The organism is Ornithinibacillus bavariensis (genome assembly GCF_018333235.1).
Classification (GTDB): Bacteria; Bacillota; Bacilli; order Bacillales; family Amphibacillaceae; genus Ornithinibacillus; species Ornithinibacillus bavariensis.
In genome coordinates this window covers 489,825-511,814 of sequence record NZ_BORP01000002.1, presented here as the reverse complement: position 1 = coordinate 511,814, position 21,990 = coordinate 489,825, and the positions used below count along the sequence as shown (strand labels likewise).

Annotated in this window: 18 protein-coding genes and 2 riboswitches; of the genes, 4 read left to right on the top strand and 14 right to left on the bottom strand. The window is 36.6% G+C overall.

Features of this window, described 5'->3' with window-relative positions; genetic code table 11:
* Positions 1–141: 141 nt before the first annotated feature.
* A riboswitch (cyclic di-GMP riboswitch) is annotated at positions 142–232 on the bottom strand.
* A 368-nt stretch (positions 233–600) separates the two neighbouring features.
* The 10 genes from KI338_RS08225 to KI338_RS08180 all read right to left on the bottom strand — a co-directional run bounded on the left by KI338_RS08225 (position 601) and on the right by KI338_RS08180 (position 12,209).
* Entirely contained in the window at positions 601–960 is a 360-nt protein-coding gene (locus tag KI338_RS08225) for a response regulator (RefSeq protein ID WP_212920517.1), read from the bottom strand.
* Positions 961–973: 13 nt separating this feature from the next.
* Positions 974–1,435, bottom strand: a complete 462-nt coding sequence (locus KI338_RS08220) for a chemotaxis protein CheW (protein ID WP_212920516.1) — start codon at positions 1,433–1,435, stop codon at positions 974–976.
* An 18-nt stretch (positions 1,436–1,453) separates the two neighbouring features.
* Positions 1,454–3,424 carry a chemotaxis protein CheA gene (locus tag KI338_RS08215; RefSeq protein WP_212920515.1) on the bottom strand — a complete coding sequence of 657 codons (1,971 nt, stop codon included), beginning with the start codon at positions 3,422–3,424 and terminating at the stop codon, positions 1,454–1,456.
* Positions 3,425–3,488: 64 nt separating this feature from the next.
* Positions 3,489–5,231, bottom strand: a complete 1,743-nt coding sequence (locus KI338_RS08210; protein WP_212920514.1) for a methyl-accepting chemotaxis protein — start codon at positions 5,229–5,231, stop codon at positions 3,489–3,491.
* 73 nt (positions 5,232–5,304) lie between these two features.
* Positions 5,305–5,757: a chemotaxis protein CheX gene (locus tag KI338_RS08205; RefSeq protein ID WP_212920513.1), complete on the bottom strand. Its 453-nt coding sequence runs from the start codon at positions 5,755–5,757 to the stop codon at positions 5,305–5,307.
* A gap of 77 nt (positions 5,758–5,834) precedes the next feature.
* Positions 5,835–5,921, bottom strand: a riboswitch (cyclic di-GMP riboswitch).
* Positions 5,922–6,209: 288 nt separating this feature from the next.
* Positions 6,210–6,650: a hypothetical protein gene (locus KI338_RS08200; RefSeq protein WP_212920512.1), complete on the bottom strand. Its 441-nt coding sequence runs from the start codon at positions 6,648–6,650 to the stop codon at positions 6,210–6,212.
* A 380-nt stretch (positions 6,651–7,030) separates the two neighbouring features.
* A complete protein-coding gene (locus tag KI338_RS08195) occupies positions 7,031–8,194 on the bottom strand; it encodes a mannitol-1-phosphate 5-dehydrogenase (protein WP_212920511.1) in 1,164 nt (387 codons plus the stop codon).
* On the bottom strand, positions 8,195–8,632 hold the full coding sequence (locus KI338_RS08190) for a PTS mannitol transporter subunit IIA (RefSeq protein WP_212920510.1): 438 nt from the start codon (positions 8,630–8,632) through the stop codon (positions 8,195–8,197).
* Positions 8,633–8,646: 14 nt separating this feature from the next.
* Positions 8,647–10,749 (bottom strand): BglG family transcription antiterminator, encoded by a 2,103-nt coding sequence (locus tag KI338_RS08185; protein WP_212920509.1) that lies wholly within the window; start codon positions 10,747–10,749, stop codon positions 8,647–8,649.
* A gap of 32 nt (positions 10,750–10,781) precedes the next feature.
* Positions 10,782–12,209, bottom strand: a complete 1,428-nt coding sequence (locus tag KI338_RS08180; RefSeq protein ID WP_212920508.1) for a PTS mannitol transporter subunit IIBC — start codon at positions 12,207–12,209, stop codon at positions 10,782–10,784.
* A 471-nt stretch (positions 12,210–12,680) separates the two neighbouring features.
* Between KI338_RS08180 and KI338_RS08175 the strand changes: the two genes are divergently transcribed.
* The 4 genes from KI338_RS08175 to KI338_RS08160 all read left to right on the top strand — a co-directional run bounded on the left by KI338_RS08175 (position 12,681) and on the right by KI338_RS08160 (position 16,852).
* On the top strand, positions 12,681–12,983 hold the full coding sequence (locus KI338_RS08175) for a hypothetical protein (protein WP_212920507.1): 303 nt from the start codon (positions 12,681–12,683) through the stop codon (positions 12,981–12,983).
* A 415-nt stretch (positions 12,984–13,398) separates the two neighbouring features.
* Positions 13,399–14,565 (top strand): HD-GYP domain-containing protein, encoded by a 1,167-nt coding sequence (locus KI338_RS08170; RefSeq protein WP_306345304.1) that lies wholly within the window; start codon positions 13,399–13,401, stop codon positions 14,563–14,565.
* A 202-nt stretch (positions 14,566–14,767) separates the two neighbouring features.
* Positions 14,768–15,793, top strand: coding sequence for a peptidase (locus tag KI338_RS08165; RefSeq protein ID WP_212920506.1), 1,026 nt, complete (start codon positions 14,768–14,770; stop codon positions 15,791–15,793).
* Positions 15,794–16,285: 492 nt separating this feature from the next.
* The gene (locus KI338_RS08160; RefSeq protein ID WP_212920505.1) at positions 16,286–16,852 is read left to right on the top strand and encodes a glycerol-3-phosphate responsive antiterminator; all 567 of its coding nucleotides are present in this window, start codon (positions 16,286–16,288) and stop codon (positions 16,850–16,852) included.
* Here the strand turns inward: KI338_RS08160 and KI338_RS08155 are convergent.
* From KI338_RS08155 to KI338_RS08140, 4 genes are read right to left on the bottom strand one after another with little or no spacing between them, the layout of a single operon-like run.
* Positions 16,809–17,627: an HAD-IIA family hydrolase gene (locus KI338_RS08155; protein WP_212920504.1), complete on the bottom strand. Its 819-nt coding sequence runs from the start codon at positions 17,625–17,627 to the stop codon at positions 16,809–16,811. The genes KI338_RS08160 and KI338_RS08155 overlap by 44 nt on opposite strands.
* Before the next feature lie 20 nt (positions 17,628–17,647).
* A complete protein-coding gene (locus tag KI338_RS08150) occupies positions 17,648–19,351 on the bottom strand; it encodes an ABC transporter permease (protein WP_212920503.1) in 1,704 nt (567 codons plus the stop codon).
* A complete protein-coding gene (locus KI338_RS08145) occupies positions 19,348–20,469 on the bottom strand; it encodes an ABC transporter ATP-binding protein (RefSeq protein ID WP_212920502.1) in 1,122 nt (373 codons plus the stop codon). The genes KI338_RS08150 and KI338_RS08145 overlap by 4 nt, the downstream gene beginning before the upstream one ends.
* A gap of 14 nt (positions 20,470–20,483) precedes the next feature.
* Positions 20,484–21,527 carry an ABC transporter substrate-binding protein gene (locus KI338_RS08140; RefSeq protein WP_212920501.1) on the bottom strand — a complete coding sequence of 348 codons (1,044 nt, stop codon included), beginning with the start codon at positions 21,525–21,527 and terminating at the stop codon, positions 20,484–20,486.
* Positions 21,528–21,990 lie beyond the last annotated feature (463 nt).

The window sequence follows — 21,990 nt, the reverse complement described above, 5'->3', positions numbered from 1 at the left end:
AATAAACATTTCAAATCAAACGTAATTACGTAAGAAACCGGGTGTAAACTTTTAATTATGTGAAATACAATATTATAAACCTTCCTCTATATAACAAAAATGACTATTCAAATAAGTGAATAGCCAAAAAGAAACAAACGTTTTGGCAGCTAGGCTATCATAGGCATGCTTGATGCACCTTAGATCCTCGGCTTTGCGTCCTACTCTTTCGAATAGTTTGCCTTTTTCAACATTCTATTATTAAATTACTACTACTTAATACCTATTTTACATCAATCTTTCGATAATTCAATGGTTTATACTAATATAATGTATAACTATATTTCTTTCTGCCATTCCTATTACAGAAAAAAGAAAAAACATCTGGCTTTAATACCAGATGTTTAACTTTCTTTTATTGGTTTCAAATCTTTATCGTATTTAACAACCTTCTACCTAAGTGTATTTTTTTACATATTCCTAAAACTATCCTGTTCAACACTTCTCATGAGAGCTGTATTCTTCACTAATCTAGACAGTACTTTTATGTATTACTGGACTATCTGGAATCTCCACGAAGATAGTCTAATCTAGTTCAGCTTATGAAAAAGCAAACCAAAATTAAGATAATACTTTTGCGAAGGATTCTTTAATCCGATCAAGATTAAATGGTTTTACAACAAAATCATTCGCTCCGGCTTGAATGGCATCCACTACCATACCCTGCTGTCCCATTGCAGAGCACATAATAATTTTTACGCCTGGTAAGAGCTTTTTAATTTCTCTAGTAGCTTCAACACCATTTAATTCAGGCATTGTTATATCCATCGTTATTAGGTCTGGCTGTAATTCCTTCGCCTGTTCAATTGCTATACGGCCGTTTTCCGCTTCCCCTACCACTTCATGTCCTAATTTAGTAACAATATCTTTCAGCTGCATTCGCATAAATGCAGCATCGTCTGTAATTAATACTTTTGCCATGAGGTACCTCCACTTAGTTAGCTAAAACTTCTTGTAGCTCTTCTTTTTCTTCCAGTGCTAATACTCGTCCTAAATCTAATAATATTAATAATTCATTCGCAAGTTTTGCTACACCTTTGATATAATCTTTATGAATAACGCCACCCATTGCTTTAGCGTCTTCGATTATCTCCATTTCAATGTCTATTACATCTGTTGCAGCATCCACTATCAATCCAACCTGAATATTATCGATATTCACAACAATAATACGATTGGAATCTGTTTGTGCTGTTTGTTCCATTTGTAGACGTTCCTTTAAATCAAGCACTGGAACTGTTTCACCATGAAAGCTAAAAATCCCTTTTATGAAAGAAGATGTACCTGGAACCTTAGTAATTTCTTTCATTTTTTCAATTGAAATAACTTGTTGAATATTCGCCCCAAACCGTTGACCGCTCAAGCTGAATACAATTACCTTCATTGTTTCTTCCATTTCAAGGCCTCCTATCATTTATTTCACCAAAGCATTTGGGTCCACAATTAAACAAACCTCACCATTTCCTAAAATAGTAGCGCCAGAAATAGCAAATACATTCTTTAGGTAGTTACCTAAGGATTTCAAAACAATCTCCCGTTGACCTAAGAACGAATCTACTAATAAGCCTGCTTGCTTGTCTCCCTTTTGAATGATGACAGCAGAATTGCTGGCTTCACTTTGCCCTGATACTCCATAAACCTCTTGCAAGGACACTAAAGGAACAATATGTCCTCTGAAGTCCAGTACCTTTTGACCATGTACATATTTAATATCCTTATCACCAAGAGCCACCGTCTCAATAATAGAAGAAAGTGGTATCGCAAATTTCTCATTACCAACGTTTACTAGTAACGTTGATAAGATGGAAAGTGTGAGAGGCAACTGAATAGAAAACTTACTTCCTTTTCCAGGTACTGATTTCACTTCAATCGAACCACCTAAAGACTCAATCTTGTTCCTTACAACATCTAGTCCAACGCCACGACCAGAAATATCGGAAATTTGATCAGCGGTACTAAATCCTGACGCAAATATCAGGTGATATACCTCTTCATCAGTTAAATGCTTAGAATTCTCAGGACTAACAAGGCCGTTTTCGATTGCCTTAGCCTCTACTTTTTCCCGATTGATACCCGCACCATCATCTTCAATATCAATAAAGACATGGTTTCCACTATGGTATGCTTTTAGAGATATTCTTCCTTCTTCCGATTTACCACTCTGCTTTCGTGCCTCTGGTAATTCGATACCATGGTCAAGAGAGTTACGAATCAAATGTACTAATGGATCGCCTATTTCATCAATGACCGTACGATCTAACTCGGTTTCACTACCCTCAATTTCCAAAGCTATTTTTTTATGTAATTCCTTGGATAAATCACGGACCATGCGTGGAAAACGATTAAACACTTGCTCAATTGGCACCATTCGCATAGCAAGCATCATACCTTGCATGTTCTCTGTCACACGGGCTAAATTTTCTACTGTTTCTCTAAGTTCTTGATCATGATAACGATGGGATATATCTTCTAATCTACTGCGGTCTATAATGACTTCTTCAAATAGATTCATCAATCCATCAATACGTTCGATATTGACACGAATTGTTTTCGAGTGCTTAGGCTTATTCTGTTCGGCTTGTTTTCCCTTTTCTGAGGACTGGGTCGTTTCATTTTCTTTCTTCTCCGTCTTTTTTTCTAGGGAAACATCTTGTAATTCCACATGATGTATCTCAGAAACTCGTTCTATCGTTTTCTTGACCGTTTCTTTTGATTCAGACGTAATAAAAAGAAGGGTAAAGGTATTTTCAAAATTTCCTTCTTCAATTTCCTCTACTTCTGGATTCGTTTTAATTACCTCACCAATTTTTTCAAGATTGTCAAATACCATATAGGCACGAGGTCCTTTTAATACACAATCCTCATTAAGTTGAACGGTGATTTGGTAAGGGTGATACCCACTACTAATTGCCTGCGAGATAACTGTTGATTGATATTCATCTAACTGGATAGAAAGAGAAGGTAATTCTTCACCCTTCTCTAGACTTACTTCAGTAGTTGCTACCTTCCCATTCTCTAATTCTTGTAATTGAGATACTAAAGCAGTAACATCCTTTTTCCCATCATTCCCATCACTGACAGACTGAACCATTTCCTCAAGTGCTCCTATCGCTGAAAAAGTGATATCGATAACCTTTGTAGATACCTCTAATTCATGATGGCGAATTTTATCCAGAACATTTTCCATTTGATGGGTAAGCGAGGCAATATCTTCGTAACCCATTGTTGCTGACATTCCTTTTAGCGTGTGTGCAGAGCGAAATATCTCCTGAACAATATCAATTTCTGTTGGTTCATTTTCTAATCTTAGTAGATTATCATTAATCGCTTGCAGATGTTCTCGACTCTCATCTAAGAATACTTCTAAATATTGATCTGTATCCATGACGGTCCCTCTTCCTTCTATTTAATATTTTAAGCTAAGCGCTGATGTCTAAATCTATCAATCATTACAACTTAAATTTATGCACTAAACCTGATAGTTCCTCTGAAAGTTTGGCTAGTTCCTCCGAGCTTCCTGCTACTTCCTCCATGATACTGCTTGTTTGTTCTGTTGATGCGGAGGTCTCTTCAACACCTGCTGCTGATTCCTCAGATATTGCTGCAATTTCCTCGATAGAACGTTGCATTTTTTCACTACCTGCTACGATTTCCGTCAGATTATTAGTAATAGTGGAGATGTTATCAGTCATTTCATTTACAGCCTTCTTAATGTTCATTAGTGTTTCCCCAGTTGCAGCAATTTGTACAGTTCCATGTTCTACCTCTTCGTAGCTAACCGTTAAGGATTCAGATACGGCCTTAGATTCCTCTTCAATACCATTCACAATTTCTGTAATATCTGTAACAGATACGGAAACTTGTTCTGCCAGTTTACGAACCTCATCTGCTACTACAGCAAAACCCTTTCCATGCTCTCCAGCTCGTGCTGCTTCAATAGCTGCGTTTAAGGCAAGCAAGTTCGTTTGATCGGCAACATCACGAATAACCGTTACCAGTTCAGTAATTTTCTTCGTCTTATCATCTAACGCTTTCATTTTTTTAACGGTATCTCTCACATCTTGATCAATTTTTAACATCTGTCTAGTTGTATCTTCCATCAGCTTCGTTCCATCCTCTGTCATTGTCAATACTTTTTGTGAGCTTTCTCTTACAACTCCACCGTTTTCACTTGCTTCTTTCACTTTGACAGAGAACTGTGACATACCATTTGCTAAATCACTTGCACTATTAGCCTGCGTTTCTGTTCCAGCTGCTAATTCCTGCATAGTAGACGCAACTTGTTCAGAACCAACTTTTACTTCATTCGCGGATTGTGTTAGCTCCTCACTCTGGCTTGTAACAAATTCAGAAACATGTGTAACATTCTTAATCATCTCGCGTAGATTTGTACTCATATCATTAATAGAACGGGATAATCTACCAATCTCGTCTTTCCCTTGATAATCTATTTGCTCCACAGAAAGATCACCCGAAGCAATCTGATCACTAACTTTTACTACCTTATTTAAGTTTCGAGAGACTGCTCTACTAATAATCAGAACTAGTAGAATCCCAATGATAGTTGATACAATTAATGAAACTAGCTGTACTATAAAGGTTAGATGCTGACTCTTTTGGGTCTCTATAACTACTTCATTACGATCTTTTATTGTGATTTCCTTAAGGTTATCAAGCATGATTACCATTTCGCTTCGAATCTTGTTGGCTTGAATAACATGATATTCAGCAGAAGTAGAATTACCTTCCTGTACTCTAGGAACAATATTTTCTGTAAATAATTCATTCAGTAATTTGTCATTTTCGATAATTTGCTCAAGTAGCTCCAAGTTTCCTTTATCATTGATTTCTTGGCGGAGTTTCTCTACTAAGACATTAAACTCCTCGCTGTACTCTTCATATTCCCTAATAAGATTGGGATCTGCTGTTGCCCAGAAATTTACAATCCGGATACTTTTCGCACGGGTTAATGACCCTAATTCAGTCATATTTAGTGCACGGTTATCACTTTGATCAAGTGCGTTAACATTATTTCCAATATTAGAAACAAGTACTGCCCCTATTATTGAGGATATGCCGAACAATACTAATACTACGGATAATACTAGTCCATATTTCCATCCAATTGAAATATTTCGAAAATGGTGTTTTCCTTGTACACCATGTCTTTTTCTGCTCAACTTGATTTTCATGCTAGTAAACCCCTTTTATGTAAGTTTATTCTTCATTTCCTATGTATTTGAATATACCTTGCGTTTCTTACGACTAATCTACTAATAAGAAAATATTTAAAATACCTGTCGAGTTAAAGATAACTGGTAAGTGAATTGCTTTTTCATAACCAGATATTGTAGTACTTCCCTCTATAATAGTAGGTGAAGTAATGTCCGTTTTTATGCCACTTTGTATAATGGTTGTCGATATTCCACCAGCTAATATATTGCCTAATTCACCACTAAATGAGGCAAGCATGTCATCCTGAACTGGCATACCAAACATCGATTCACCAATCGTACTAAAGACAGCTGACTCCCCAGATAAGATCAGCTTTCCCTTCAAATCTCCGGTAATCCCAATTAATACTCCAAAGTGAAGCTTTAGAAAACTCTCAGACATTTGTGGTTTGCTAATTTCATGCTGAATGGGTATTGTATTTTTAACGGCTGTAATTGCTCCATTAAGAAGGCTTGTAATTGCTTTACTTCTCTCTTCCTGCATTCTGTGTCCCCCCTGTTCGTAAAATAGAAAAGGCCATTCTGATAAAGAATAGCCCTGTATCTATACAGTTTTACTTCTTTGGTAACCAGGCGATCATAACCAAAAATGGCTTTAGACCCTAGGCTTTGCGTCCTATTTTTTCAAATAGTTTGCCTTTATCAGTAGTAGAAAATATTTAGTCTATAGTAAAAAAGTACCATACAATGGTAGTATAGTGCAATAGAAATAGTATCTGAAATAGCTGTTTATTTAAATCAACATCTACAGTTTCAAGAAATCTATCAATATGTTCATGTTTAAATGGAACTACCTAGCACTGCTGATTGGTTTCAAGAACGAGCCTCTATCAAGGGATAGCTTACACTAACAATTTTCTTCGATACGCCTACATGTATTCTAGTATCCTATTATTCACATAAAAAACACCACCTTCCATATCTAGAAGATGGCTTTTATTTCTTTTTCTTTCGTAAAAAGAGCCCAGCAGCAATCACTGCACTTCCTGCCCCCATATACTTTAGCCCAGTGATTGTTTTCTGCTTCCAGTAGCTTCGTATCGATTCCATATCACGAATAAGATCTGATATCTCCTCGTAAATATAGCGCCTCTCCATTGGCGTAAGGTTCCTTGATTTCAAACCTTCACTTAAACTTTTAATCGATGTACAATTTCTTACCTTATCTTTATCCGATAGCTTTGTACTAATCTCATTTATCATCTCTAGGTATCGAAGAATTTCTCTAGCAAATCGAACAGCATCGGATCTTCTGATTAAATCACTAATATAGTTCTCTAATTCTAAATCTCGAAGTTCACCTAATTGGTGAACTACTTCAAAAATCTCGTCATTAAATCCTTCAATATTAAACTCGCGTGTATTCATTCGTCCCACAAGTGTTCACCCTATGTCTTCATTATCGTTAGAAGTTCAAAATCTCTAACTAATCATACAACATTCTACTCAAAAAGCAATGACATATTTGATTACAATTATATTTCAAAATAAAACATATAGATGAGGCTATGACAAAACAAAAACAATTAACTCAGATGACCAATAATCCACTGTATTTTCGGAGGATAAATAAGAAGATTTAGCGGAAGAAAGGGCATCGGTGAGACCCCTTTGGAGGGAGGAACAAGGAGGCTCACCAACCACATGGGTAGTACAAAGTCTAATAGTTTTGGAGCAGATGTTGCCTCTGGTAATAAGAACGTAATATATTTCTGGTGCGTTCTTTGCACCGAATTAATAATTAATATTCTATACTCCTAGCCCCGTGTATAGGCATTTATATTTTCCATTTCTTTCATAATAATTGGTACCAAGGCATGGTCTGATTTTAGACCTGAAATTCTTTCTAACGCATGCCTATACCCTTGCTTTTCTATCAGTTGTTGAAGTTCAACTGCCTCTCTATCCATTTCATGTGAATACATCAGTGCTGCGGCTATTACCTTTGCAAGCATTATTGGACTTTTACCGGTTATTTCCCAGTACATTTTGGCAGGTTGAATTAACCGGTCATTAGGACCAAGCTTACGAATAGGGCCCCGGCTAACCCTTGCAACATCATCTGATATATGTGGATTTTTAAAACGGTTAATGATTTTTGAAACGTACTCCTGATGGACAGCCCTATTAAACCCATATGTTTGAATGATTGCCTCACCTGATTCGCCTAACGCACCTTCCAATATTTCTAATACCGACCTATCCTGCATAGCCTCATAAATGGTGTGATATCCCATCAAGTGACCAATATATGCAGGAACTGCATGTCCAGTATTCACTGTAAAAAGCTTCCGCTCAATATATGGTTTTAAATCATCCACATAAGTAATTCCAGTAATTTCTGGTATCTTGCCTTTAAAAGCAGTTTTTTCAACTACCCATTCAAAGTATGGCTCAACTAAGACCTCTAATCGATCATGATTCATTTGATTTGGAACAATACGATCCACTGCTGCATTCGGAAAACCTACTAAACTATTCAATTCTCCATGGTCTTTTTCTGCAATATGCTTATAAACATGCTCCTTCAAAATATCGCTACCACCGACCATATTTTCACAAGCAATGACGTTAATTGGTTTTGGATTTTTGTGCAACCTTTCCTGAAGTCCTCTTGCCACAAGTTCCGAAATTAATTCTAGTACGTTAGGGCCAACTGCAGTAGTAATTAAATCTGCATTCACAATTGCTTGAACGACCTTCTCAGAATCTATCATACTATTAATACCTGAAATATTTCGAACCGTAAGTACTTCTTTTTTTTCATCGGCTAACACAACATCATACTTTTGCTTACGATTAATCTCATCAATTACCTTCCCATTCACATCTACAAATAGCGTATGAAAGCTGGATTGATAAAGCAATGCACCAATAAATCCCCTACCAATATTTCCAGCTCCAAAATGTACTGCAAGCATTTAATTCACCTCTTGGAATAATCGTAAGATGTCATTTTTGGTTTGTGCTGTCAGGATTTTCTCAATATTGGATTCCTCCGAAAGAACAATTGCTATTTTCGATAACACCTCTAAATGTTCATCACCCTTGCCAGCAATACCTACCAAAATTTTGACGATATTGCCGTTTCCAAAATCAACACCGTTCGGAACAGTTACAACCGAAATCCCTGTTTCCACAATCTCCAATTTTGCATCTTCTGTCCCATGAGGAATAGCTACATGATTACCTAAATAGGTCGAGGATAGTTTCTCCCGTTCTAGCATTTTTTCAATGTAGTTTTTTTGTACATGGCCATTTTTATAAAGAATCTCTCCAGTATAGCGAATCGCTTTCTCTTTATTGTTAAATTCCATATTTAAATGAATATTTTCCTTTGACAGCACTTCTTTAACCAATCATGATGCACTCCCTACAATAGATTTTTTTCCTTGAAAAACTTCTGAAACTGTTCAATTAGAAATTCTCTGATTTTCTCTTCATTTCCTGATTCAAACAGACGGGAATTCTCGTCCCTTTGAATAATTAAATTACTTATAAAACTCAGTATCTCTAACACTTCATTACTTGTATTCTCTGGTGCAAGCATCAATAGAACGGTATTCACTACTACTTGCTCCCCATCCATTCCTTTAATACGTTTCGATTGTTTTAAAGGATAAACATGAAAGCATGGCCTTAGCACTTCCTTCGATCTTGCATGATACAGTGCCAAGGTTGTTCCCGGGATACCTAAACCACCAATTTCTTCACGTTTTAGTAATTGACGATGGACACTAGAAGCATGCTGTACAATATGTAACCCTTCCAGCTGCTTGCAAATATTCAGTAATACTCCCTCCATATGGAGGTTTTCTTCAATTCTCTGAACCTGAAAGTCTTCTAATAGCGCTATAATCATATTCGAATATATCTGTGTAGCTTTTAGTTGGTGAATAAAATTATATTGTCCAGCCCTATTACTTGTTTTAGTTAAAGGGTAGTCCTTTGGTTTACTGGATTGAATTTTCCTTGTTCGAATTGTTTTCTGGATTTGCTGAATTTCTCTTTCCGTAAGCATTGGCGAGGCAACTATATAATCACGACCAATATCCATTAATGGAATAGTAGAAATGATAAGGTCGTATTCCTCTAGGTTCAGCTCATCTATGTCAAATAAGGATTTATGATCCACCTGCTTTATCTCAGGTACCTTTTGTAATAGCTTCGTTGCCAACATCTTTGCAGTACCTATTCCACTCGAACAAATGACTAGTGAACGAATTGGTGTATCGCTCTTATCTAATAAGGCTGCAGCAAAATGCAGGACAAGATATCCTATTTCGGCCTTTGGAAAAACCAATTCAGAAAAGGTATCCTTCACCCCTTGCTCTATTAACCAAAACAATTCCTGATAATCCCTTTTTATTACATCTAATAAGGGGTTTTTTATTGGCATACCTTGCTTTAATCGATAAATAGCTGGCTTTAAATGGGCAACTAAGTCCTTTAACAGGGACGTATTCTCACTTAAGCTCAGCTCCAACTGTACTTCGATATATTGAATTAATTCTGCTGCTTTTATTGCAATATCCATACTGGAATCTTCAATAAAAAAATCTTGATTAAGCTGCAGCTTTGCACCCATCAAGTGCATCGTGATATAGCCAATTTCATCTTCTGGAATATTCATTGATAATGTCAGCTTTAAGTCTTGGATAATCCGTTTTGCAATCGCATACTCTTTCGTTTGTACAATTTGCTGTAAATAATCGGATCCGAACGTAATTTGTTCACCCTTTTGTAGTCTTTCTATTGCTAGTGCTAGATGCACGACCAGGCCAATATAGGAATTGTCTGCAAGCTCATGTGGAAGCTTCTTGATTGCCTTTTCCACTACAGACTGAATGACTAGAATGTTTTTCATGTCAATGGACTCAAGTAAGCGAGCCGAAATATATTCCGAGGGCGTATTTCTATTGGAAGCTTCGGTTTTATTTCCTAAAGAAACGATTGTAAATGGTTCAACGTATTTGGTAATGATTTGACTTAAAACTGCACGTTTCTTAATCTCTTCACCAATAATTTCTACACCATACCCACGTTTACGAATTAGCTCTAGATTATATTCCTTAAGCTCTAACTCTATTTGGTCCAAGTCATGACTAATTGTTGCAATGGTAACAAACAATTCATTTGCAAGGGTAAACAGTTTGATCGGTTCTTTTGCTTCGAGAAGTGTAGATAAAATGATAGCTCTTCGCTCTTCTGGCGTGAATTCTATCAACGGTAAACCAGCAATCGCTTTCAGTAGTTTATGCTTTGCTTCAATTGACCCGGAAAGCTTAATACCTGCTCCAGATTTCTTCGAGATTTCAAGTTGATAATCCGATAAAACCTCGACAATATTTTTTAGGTCACGATGGATTGTTCGCTCACTAACATCTAAAACAGTTGCAATTTCCTTTACCGAAACAACTCCTTGTTCTTGAGCCAAAAATTCTATTATTTTTCTTTCTCTACTCGTCAGATACAAACTGCTTACCCCCTTTCCTGTTTCATGAATGTTTATTTAGAAAATCGTTGAATAAGCTCCTCATATTTTGGACTATTCAAGAAGTTCTCAACAGAAATATGCTGTGCATTTGGCAGTTTTGCCTTTGCTCGTTCTGTTAATTCCTTTTGTGTGATGACGATATCAGCATCACTAGGTAGCTCATTGATTGCACTATTTGTTACAAGAATATCAATATTAGCATCCTTAAACTTCTTCTTCAGTAGAGAAGCACCCATGGCGCTAGAACCCATACCTGCATCACACGCAAAAATAATCTTTTTAACCTCTTCTTGAACAACTGCTGCTAGCTCTTCTGCTGCCTCTTCGTTACTTTGCTTCAATACATCTGCAACAGAGCTTTTCTTTCCTTTCATATCTTCCATCTTCTTTGTAGCATCCGATAAATCATTCGTTTTCGATTTATCCGTTTTTAAGATTACAGAAGCAACCGCAAAGGAAACTGCTGCAGATACAACTACTGCAAGAACAACACCAATGTAGCTATCCTGAGCTGTCATCGCCAATACTGCAAAGATACTTCCTGGGGAGGCTGGAGCACGTAACCCTGCATCAAAAAGTGTAAGTGTAAAGACCCCACTAATACCACCGGCAATGGCTGCCACTAATAGCATTGGTTTCATTAAAATATATGGGAAATAAATCTCATGAATCCCACCTAAAAACTGTATTGCTGCAGCACCTGATGCAGAACTCTTAGCTGCACCTTTGCCAAAAACAACAAATGCTAATAAAATTCCAAGTCCAACTCCAGGATTTGCTTCCAAGAGGAATAAAATAGATTTCCCACTTTCATTTGCTTGCTCCACACCAATTGGACTTAAAATACCGTGGTTAATTGCATTATTTAAGAATAATACCTTTGCTGGCTCGATAATAATGTTGGCAAGTGGTAATAAACCTGCCTCAATAATAAAGTCAACCCCAGTAGCTAGAACCTTATTAAGACCTGCAACTACTGGTCCAATAGCCTTCACCGCAATTCCAGCAAGTATTGCTCCTAGTATACCGGCAGAAAAGTTGTTATATAGCATCTCAAATCCGGAACGAATTTTATCCTGGAACACGCTGTCGATTTTCTTCATGATCCAACCAGCGAGTGGTCCCATCATCATCGCACCTAAAAACATTGGTACATCTGCACCAACAATAACACCCATGGTCGCAATAGCACCTACTACTCCACCACGGAAATCATAAACCATACGTCCACCAGTAAAACCTATTAGTAAAGGTAATAAGTACTTAATCATTGGATCTACTAGTGCTGCTAGGTCTTCATTTGGAAAGTATCCATCTGGAATAAATAATGCTGTTATAAGTCCCCAAGCAATAAAAGCACCAATATTTGGCATAATCATACCGCTTAAATGGCTACCAAAACGCTGGACCTTGGCACGGAAGCCTTTTTGTTCCGTCATCGTAATCACCCCTATTTTTGATTATAATTAGATAAATCCTTACACATTTAATGATACAGCGCTTTCATCTTACCAAACAACCAAATCTAAATATGTTTTTGTCACTCCTCTTCCTGACAAAATTTAAATAGGGAGAATTTTATGAGCAAATCATACTACTATTTTCAGGTCCTGGCTCACTCCAAAAAACATATTGGTTAACATCATGGAATTCTCGAAGTCTCAAGCCAATATTGATAGATTCTGGTTTAGAGGAATCCACATTCGGATAGTTATAGTAATGAGGAGAATATGTCTAATGCTGATTAGTGTGATTATTTAATGATACAATCACCGCCAACCCACTTGTATAGTAGGAAAGAAAGCAACCGACTACCAAAAATCAGTACAGCCATAGGGAATAGTAGGTAAGACAGATATTAGCTACCGAAATTTGGGTGTGGTTATGGGATACGGTAGGTATAACGACTATTGGTTACCGAAATTCGGAGCAGTCATGAAAAACGGGTTGCTAAGCTGCTATTGGTTACCGAATTTCGGGCCAGTCATGAAAAACGGGTTGTAAAACTGCTATTGGTTACCAAAATTCGGGGCAGTCATGAAAAACGGGTTGTAAAACTGCTATTGGTTACCAAAATTCGGGGCAGTCATGAAAAACGGGTTGCAAAGCTGCTATTGGTTACCAAAATTCGAGACAACCATGAAAAACGGGCTGCAAAGCTGCTATTGGTTACCAAATTTCGGGGCAACCATGAAAAACGGATTGCAAAATAACTATTGGTTACCAAATTTCGGGACAACCATAAGAAACGGGGCTGCAAAACGACTATTGGTTACCGAAATTCGAGACAACCACGGGAAACGGTAGCCAAAACAGGCATTACCTACCAAAAGTCGATTCTGCCATAGAAAGCGATTAGCAAGGATAAAGTTTTTCCATAGAAATCTTGCCTCTTGTATATCACACTATAACAATTGCATTTTTCTGTCATCTTTACACTTATATTGAAAAGCATTATAATTGGAATCGTGATTATTCGCGATAGAATGCAAAATTATTGCCCTAAAGTGAAACTTCATTCGGTGAGTTTTAACTGCTAGTTAACTGTGATAAAACTACTTCTTAGTGGATGAAATAACAATTGGATTATAAACTCATATATAAGAGCTAAAGACAGGAATGAAGATAATGATGAAACAATCACTTCATCTTTCATTAATTCAAGAAGAGAAGCGAGCAACAATTTGGTTTTTATGGCTATTTTATATTGTATTCTTTGTTTATGATATATTTTATAATTTTTTACTTCCAAACACGCCATGGAATGCTCCAATGATGATTATTACAAAACCATTTGATTATGTATTATATATTATCATGATTGCACTATTACCATTTTCTTTCTATCTAATAAAAACAAATAATCCCAAATCGATTAAGTATATTTACTTTATATGCTATATCGTTCTGAATATAGCAAGAGATATTTGGGTTTATGAAGGTAAGGATGTTCCATATAGCAGTGGAAATCTAGTAGAAATTGTAATGGTTTTGTTTTGTCCTATTTTTGTTAACAAAACTTATTTTTACTTAGTTTCTGGTGGAGTCCTATTAAAATACATAATTATCGGTAGTGTGATCCGGGATTCTATTGTAATCCTTCCATTGTTAATTGTTATTATCTTATCTATAATCTCTTATATCATTCTTCATCGTTTTATGAGTTATTTAGAGGCAGTAAAACAAGAATATGATAACCGACTAGAAGGTATAGTGAAAGCAATAATTCAAACGCTTGAAATGAAGGACCCATACACTCGTGGGCATAGTGAACGGGTGGCAGAATATGCACTTTCTCTAGCAAAAGCTACTGGCAGCTTAAATAAAGAAGAACTTCGATACTATTATTTTGCTTGCCTATTACATGATGTTGGAAAAATTCGTATTCCAGATGCCATTCTAACAAAGCCAGGGAAGCTTACAAAAGAAGAATTTGATTTAATAAAACAACATCCCGTGATTGGCGCTAAGGCTGTAGAGGATGTGGTTGAAATCTCGAATAACCTCGGTGTGATCTTACACCATCATGAACGCTGGGATGGGAAAGGCTATCCAAATGGATTAAAGGAAAAAGAAATCCCTTTTCTTGCTAGAATTACATCCATAGCAGATGCTTTTGATGCTATGACCTCATCAAGGGCATATCGAGATGCACTTACAAATGAAGTAGCGTATAATCGTATTTTAGAAGGAAAAGGTACTCAATTTGATCCTGAACTAGTCGACATATTTATCCAAGTATATCCCACTTGGGAAGAAATACATTATAAACAACACCATGAGCAAACAAAATAACTTCGCATTTCCAAAGGGGAAATGCATTAAAAAAGTGGGAAGGCATTCGCTTTCCTTTTTCTATAGGAAATTTGAAAGGAGGTGTATAAAAATGAAAGTCCGTAAGCTAAAAAAAGTTAAAGCAACTTGCTGGTGGTGCATCTTTTTCCCACTAAACTAATCTAGCATTCTATGAACATAGAGAGAAGTGGTGGTGCCAATCATGAAACTAAATGCAGAGTCTAAGCTTACTTTATATCCACTAAAAATACACCCAGATAAAAAGAACTTCATTATTGAAGATGAAGCTACTGGAGAGTTTTTTGAGATGCCACAGATTTGCATTGATGCAATCGAGCTAATCAACCAAGGAAAAAAGCTTAGCGAGGTGGAGTATCAATTATTACAAGTATATTCTTCTGAAGAAGTGGAAGTTATTGATTTTGCCTATCAATTAATGGAATTTGGACTAGTTAAAACAGTAGATGGACAAGCTACTTCGGTTGTGAAGAAAGCACCTTCAATAAAAGGGATGCAGTGGATTTCACCCAAGCTTGGAAAACTTTTTTTTAATAAGATATCGACTATACTGTATTTCGCTTTTTTCATCATGAATATTACATTAATTATCTTTCATCCAGAATTTATTCCACATTATCGTGATATCTTTTTAGTTGATTCTATTGTTCTTAGTGTCCTTATTTATGCGGCCATATCCTTTTTACTTCTTATGATACACGAACTTGGCCATATTTTAGCAATCCGTTCTTACGATTTACCAACAAAACTATCTGTGGGACATAGACTAATTTTTATTGTCCTGGAAACAGACTTAACTTCCGCTTGGAAATTACCACCTCGTAAACGAAATACACTTTATCTAGGTGGTATGGCATTTGAACAAGTGATTTTAAGCACCACCTTACTACTCTCTATCTTCTTAAATGGAAGCGGTACCTTTTGGACTAGTATACTTACAATTATCATCTTTGATATTTGTATAAAAACGGTTTACCAATGCTGTATTTATATGAAAACAGATTTATACTATGTTTTCGAAAATATGACTAGTTGCTATAGCCTCATGGAAAATAGTAAAGATTACTTAAGCAAATGGTTTCCGTTTCTTAAACAAAAAGAAAATACCGAAATCTTTTCAGGTGAAAGCCTAGTCGTACGACTGTATAGTATTCTTTACCTGATTGGTCCTCCTCTAACGGTTGCACTTCTCGTTTTTATTTGGCTCTAGAGGAATGGCAGCTATTCTGGAATAAATAAAAGCAATTTTACTTAACCTAAAAACAAAGCTTCAACCTAAAAATGGCCGATTTCCTGTGCGTATACGGAGGAGTTGGCTTTTTTTGATGGAATTGTATAACTAGTCATAGAGAGTTAATAATTGTTATGAAATACGACCTTCTCTACTCACTTTACAAACCAATCTCATCAATGCATGATGTAATGGGGGGGAAAATTGTAAATACAATGTTCATTATTTTACGCATTGGCATGGGACAAATAATAGGCTTATTTTTATGAACCCCACTTATGGTATTTTCGCTAGCTTTTGGGGAGATATCATCTTTTGTTTTTTTAAATTGTAGTTTATCGATATTGATTGCTTTCGCCTTGTTTTTTGTCATTTATTGTCGAAAAATAGGGAGTTTTTTGTTTTATGCTCTATACCTGCTCTTTATTGTTATGGTATAATCGATTCAAAAAATAGGGGAGTGAGAAATTAGTGGACAATATAGTAGATTTAGTTCAATCCCAGGTTATTGCTTCGGTCAAGCATGAGGATCATTTAGATATGGCAATTCACAGTAATTCAAATATCATTTTCCTATTAACTGGCGACTTGATGACAACGAAGGATTATTTAGACCGTTTAAAGAAATATAATAAAACAACCTTTGTTCATATAGATTTTATTGACGGGCTCTCCAATACGAAGAGTGCAATTCAATATATAACAGAAGTATGGCAGCCGAAAGGTATTATTACGACGAAAAGTAATTTAATTAAATATGCTAAGGAAGAAGGTCTCATGGCAATCCAGCGTATTTTTTTAATTGACAGGAATGCCATGAAAAAAGGAATTGAAATCGCTCACACTTGTAAACCAGATGCAATAGAGGTTTTGCCTGGCGTAATGCCACAAATCATCGATAAATTAACAAAACTAACCCACCTACCAATTATAGCAGGAGGGTTAGTAAGTAATAGAACTGAAATTAATAACGGACTAGAAGCCGGAGCGCTAGCTATTTCTTCAGGTGATCCAAAGCTTTGGAATCTGAATATCTAGTAATCTCAGGAATTTCGCTAATACTGTTCAGTACATATTTCGGCTGATGTTGGGTATGCTCAAGCATACCCTTTTCAGTTATACCTGTTAATACGAGAACAGATTGTAAGCCGCAATCATTCCCCATTCGAATATCTGTCTCTAATCGATCTCCGACCATATAACAATTTTCAGGTGGTAGATTTAAAATATCCTCTACAATGAATTTCGCAGCAAGAGGGGAAGGTTTACCGAGAATTAGTTCTACCTTCTCCCCTGTTGCCCCTTCCATTGCACCAATCATTGCACCACAATCTGGAATTTGGCCACCTTCTACTGGACAAGTTCGATCAGGGTTAGTTGCAACGACAATAGCACCATTACGCCAAGCTTGAAAAGCACGATTCAGCTTGGCATAGGTGAATTCCCGATCCCAACCTAAAACCACATAACTAACCTCTGTCTCATCATCGGAAATGCTAATACCCATATTTGTTAGTTCATCCAATAGGGGTTGCTCACCAATAACCATCACCTTTTCCTCACTACTGATTCGTGAAGCTAAATATCGAGCAACTAAGAAATTAGAGTTTATGACATTTTCTCGGGTTACTGTAATACCTAGCTTTGTTAGCTTTTCAACATATGCAGAAACCGTTTCTATCGATTTGTTTGTTAAAAAGACAACCTTATCGCCACGTTCCTTCAGTTCTTTAATAGCTTCAGCAGCTCCATCAATCAATTGGTTATCAATATAAACTGTTCCATCCAGATCAAAGATAAAACCCTTTTGCATCTTTCTCCTCCTATACAGACCTATGATTTATTTCCCCCAGATAGTTTATTAGCAAGAGCCTGTAGCAGAAGGACCATGATAACTAGGATTACGGACATCGCTGCAGCGGAGTAGTACTCTGCCCGTAGCACATTTTGGAAAATTGCTAAACTCATTGGTGCCCACTCTGCTGGAGCCATTAATATAGAAATACTAGTTTCTTTAATGACCGTTACGAAAACTAGAATCGATCCTGCAGCAATACCTGGTAACATTAACGGACCAACAACTGTAACAGCAGCGGTCAAGGTGGAAGCGCCAAGGTTAACTGCTGCTTCCTCAATATCCTGTTTAATAGATTTCATGGTACCAACCGTAGAACGAACCATATAAGGTAATCGTCGGATTGTATACGCAATAATCAGAATCAAAGCGGTACCAGTAAGCTGTAAAGGTGCTGTATTAAATGTTTGTATTAATGCAATACCTAGCGCAATACCTGGTACAATTAATGGAACGGTTGTCATAAAATCCAATGTTATTGAGCGATGGCGCACAACAAAGTAGGATACGAAAATGGCAATGATTACACTAAGCACTAGTGCCCCACCAGCTAGGACAAGGCTATTTTGTATATTTCCTAATGAAGATGTAAAAATCGTTTTATAGTGTTCTAGTGTATAGCCACTTGGTAATGGATCCTTACCCCAAGTTGTTGCAATCGATTGTAAAAAGATTGTACCCATGGCTAACAAAGGAATAATTACTACAAAGCCAGAGAAAATTGCTAACGGAACTGTTAATGCTTTATTCTCGATTAACTTAATTTTCTTAGGCTTTCCGGAAAGCGTTCCATAGTCCCTTCCCTTTAGAAGGTAATTCTGCAGCCAATAAATCACACCAGCTACTGCAATCATGATGACGGTTAGGATTGCCGCTCCACCCCAGTTAAAGAATCCTGCAATTTCACGATATGCATCAACTACAATCAGATTTAGATCACTTGGTGCTAAAATAATAGGAGTTCCAAAGTCTGAAAAGCTAACTGCAAAAATCACCAGAGCAGTGGAAAGCATTCCAGGAATAACTAATGGGAAGGTAACAGTAATAAAGGTTAACCAACTTTTTGCACCCATATTACGAGAAGCTTCCTCAAGCGATACATCACTTACTTTGAATGCAGCTACCATTGGCCATAAAGCATAAGGAAAGAAGAAAAAGATTTGCACGATAGCTATTCCAGTCATGGAATACGGATCAATTAGCATCCCTTCTCCACCCAATTGCTGATAAATATACGTTACCCAGCCTGAACGACCGAACATGATAATGAATGCATATGCAGAAATAAATGTAGGAATAACTAATGGAATAGTTACTAATCCACTTATTGTTTTCTTAAATGGCATTTTTGTGCGGGCAATACCATATGCTATCGGGATACAGATGACAAGCACCCATAATGAAACGATTAATGATAGCTTTAAACTATTCAGTAACCCTTGAAAATAATGCCCATAGGAAAAAATAGACTTAAAATTATCAAGTGTCGCATTTTTGAATTGCTCGATGGTAGTTTGCATCTGCTCAAGACTTATCAATGAGCCAAATACATTTATTGGTTCATTTGTAAAAGCAACCAAAAACACGGATAACAACGGGATAATGAGAAACAACAGGAAAAATCCATAGATAAGAAGCTTAATAAATCCCATTCCTGATAAAAAACGTTTTAATTTACTCATATTAGTAACACCCTTTCAGGTGATACTCCTAATCGAACCTTCTCCCCGCTTCGTTTAATACTATCCCCAGATTCATATGTAGTGTCCACTACAAGCTGATGCTCACCAACTTTTATATCGTAACGAACGGTGTTACCTAGGTAAGTAGCAAACTGGATAGTACCTTCAAAAGCATTGTCATAATCATCGCTACCGCCATTTAAGACATTGATATTTTCTGGACGAATAATTACTTGAACATCCGTCTTATCGGTTTGCGTAACTGATTTAATCTGTTGATTTCCAATCTGGACAGTAGTAATTCCATTATCACTTGCTACCACTTTACCAGGAAGAATATTCGACGTTCCTACGAAGTCAGCAATAAATGGTGTCTTTGGATTACTATATAAATCAGTTGGTGTACCGATCTGTAATATTTCTCCATCCTTCATAACGGCAATCCGGTCTGCCATACTCATTGCTTCTTCTTGATCATGTGTAACGAAGATTGTTGTAATTTTCAAATCCTGTTGAATACGTCGAATAGTATTACGCATCGTGTGACGTAGCTTTAAATCGAGGTTGGATAAAGGTTCATCCATTAATAGTACTTCCGGTTCCATTACAAGGGCTCTAGCTAAGGCAACACGCTGTTGTTGTCCACCAGAAAGCTCACTCGTCAATTTTTTTGCATGGTCGGTAAGCTCAACATACTCTAAAATATCCATAACCTTCTTTTCGATTTCTTTAGGATATTTGACTAATTTACTATTGAGCATACGTGTGTAAACCCCGACCTTTTTGAACAAGTTACCCTTTCGTAGCTCTTTAATATTTAAACTATAAGCAACATTATCAAATACATTCATATGTGGAAATAATGCGTAGCTCTGGAATACCATTCCACAGTTTCTTTCATTTGGTGCTAATTTAGCTACATCCCTATCTCCAATTTTGATAGTTCCACTTGTCGGACTTTCAAACCCAGCTATACATCTCATTGTCGTTGTTTTTCCACAACCAGATGGACCTAAGAGAGCAAAGAATTCGCCCTCTTTAATGTCCAAATCAATGTTCTGAAGTACAGTTACACCCGAAAAATCCTTCCTAAGCTGTTCTACTACAACTGACCCCATATTATCAACTTCCTTTAGTTAATTTTACTTTTCCACTCATTACGAATACGATCATAATTTTCGTTTACCCAATCAATATCTAAATCAACTGCATTTTCCTTAATAGAATCAATATTTAAAGGTGTCTTAGATTCTACTTCTTTATTAATTGGAATATGATACCAATTTGCAAGAATTTGTTGTGCTTCCTTACCTAGCATAAAGTCCATGAATTTCTTTCCACCCTCAGGGTTTGGAGCACCCTCTACAAGAGTTGCTGGGTTTACAAGAATAGGAGTTTTATCAGGAACAACAAAATCTACTGTTTCACCCTTTGCTTTATGCTCATATGCCATAAAGTCAAATCCAACTGCGATATGTGCTTCACCCATTGCTACTGCTTTCGTAGGAGCTGAACCAGAGTCAGGAATTGAGTTTGATTGATCTGCTAGCTTTTGGAAATATTCCCAACCAGCTTCCTCACCATACTGCATCATGTGGCTTAGCACCATAAGTGTTGCTGTTCCGGATGCTGCTGGATTCGGGAATTGAATTTTCCCTTCCCATTTTGGATCTAATAAATCTTCCCAAGTTTTTGGTGCTTCTTCTTCAGTTACCAGATCTGTATTGTAAGCAAAACCTAATACGAATAATTCAGTACCAACATAATATCCATCTTGATGCTTCATTTTGATACCATTTTCAACTACTTCCCAGTCTTCTGCACTTTCTGGTATGTATTTCGTAATGATACCTTTATCAACTGCAGATTCAAACGGTAGAAGTCCCCCACCACCATACCAAACGTCAGCTTGTGGATTACCCTTTTCCGCCATCATTTGGTTTACTAACACATTCGTACCAGCATAGTGAACGTTTACCTTTTGTCCATACAATTCCTCGAACTTTGCAGCCAGTTCCTTTGTTAAATCAGGAGTTTCTGGTGAATAAAGTGTTATTGGATCAGAGGAATCCCCTTTTCCTTTCCCCTTTCCATCACCAGAAGATTCACCTGCACATGCGGCAAGAAAACCTACTAAAAATACTAATGAAAATAATGCCAAAACTATTCGTTTCATGTATATCCCCCTTTGAATTTTAAGTGAATAAATTCCCATGATAGAAAAAAGAGAACGAAAAATTCCCCCTCTCCAAAAAGAAAGGGCCTTCATTTCATTCTCTTCTCTTATATTCTCTGAGAACTATTCAATTAAGGTTGTATTAATTTTAGCAAACGGTTTCATTTTTGTAAATAGGGAAATTTTTAAATTCATTACATAATTATAGTATCTCAGTATTTTATAATAATCTGAGTAATCTATATCCTTACCAGTTACAGGACCTACAACTTGGGAAAGAAATATAATTCTAAATTACTAGAATCCGTTTAATAGAATGAAGACTTCTCCCTATGGACGAATCCTATGCGCCATAGGATATACTATTATTAACTTTATATACTGGTAGGAGTCCAAGAGAAGATACCGAATATCCCCCTAATTTATAGGGCTATTTGGTTTCTTCTCTTTTTTTCTACCGTAT

Coding starts and splice junctions, on each gene's coding strand:
- KI338_RS08170 (WP_306345304.1), top strand. CDS start 13,399: ATGATGAAACAATCACTTCATCTTTCATTAATTCAAGAAGAGAAGCGA.
- KI338_RS08210 (WP_212920514.1), bottom strand. CDS start 5,231: ATGAAAATCAAGTTGAGCAGAAAAAGACATGGTGTACAAGGAAAACAC.
- KI338_RS08165 (WP_212920506.1), top strand. CDS start 14,768: ATGAAACTAAATGCAGAGTCTAAGCTTACTTTATATCCACTAAAAATA.
- KI338_RS08155 (WP_212920504.1), bottom strand. CDS start 17,627: ATGCAAAAGGGTTTTATCTTTGATCTGGATGGAACAGTTTATATTGAT.
- KI338_RS08205 (WP_212920513.1), bottom strand. CDS start 5,757: ATGCAGGAAGAGAGAAGTAAAGCAATTACAAGCCTTCTTAATGGAGCA.
- KI338_RS08150 (WP_212920503.1), bottom strand. CDS start 19,351: ATGAGTAAATTAAAACGTTTTTTATCAGGAATGGGATTTATTAAGCTT.
- KI338_RS08225 (WP_212920517.1), bottom strand. CDS start 960: ATGGCAAAAGTATTAATTACAGACGATGCTGCATTTATGCGAATGCAG.
- KI338_RS08215 (WP_212920515.1), bottom strand. CDS start 3,424: ATGGATACAGATCAATATTTAGAAGTATTCTTAGATGAGAGTCGAGAA.
- KI338_RS08180 (WP_212920508.1), bottom strand. CDS start 12,209: ATGACGGAACAAAAAGGCTTCCGTGCCAAGGTCCAGCGTTTTGGTAGC.
- KI338_RS08140 (WP_212920501.1), bottom strand. CDS start 21,527: ATGAAACGAATAGTTTTGGCATTATTTTCATTAGTATTTTTAGTAGGT.
- KI338_RS08145 (WP_212920502.1), bottom strand. CDS start 20,469: ATGGGGTCAGTTGTAGTAGAACAGCTTAGGAAGGATTTTTCGGGTGTA.
- KI338_RS08195 (WP_212920511.1), bottom strand. CDS start 8,194: ATGCTTGCAGTACATTTTGGAGCTGGAAATATTGGTAGGGGATTTATT.
- KI338_RS08220 (WP_212920516.1), bottom strand. CDS start 1,435: ATGGAAGAAACAATGAAGGTAATTGTATTCAGCTTGAGCGGTCAACGG.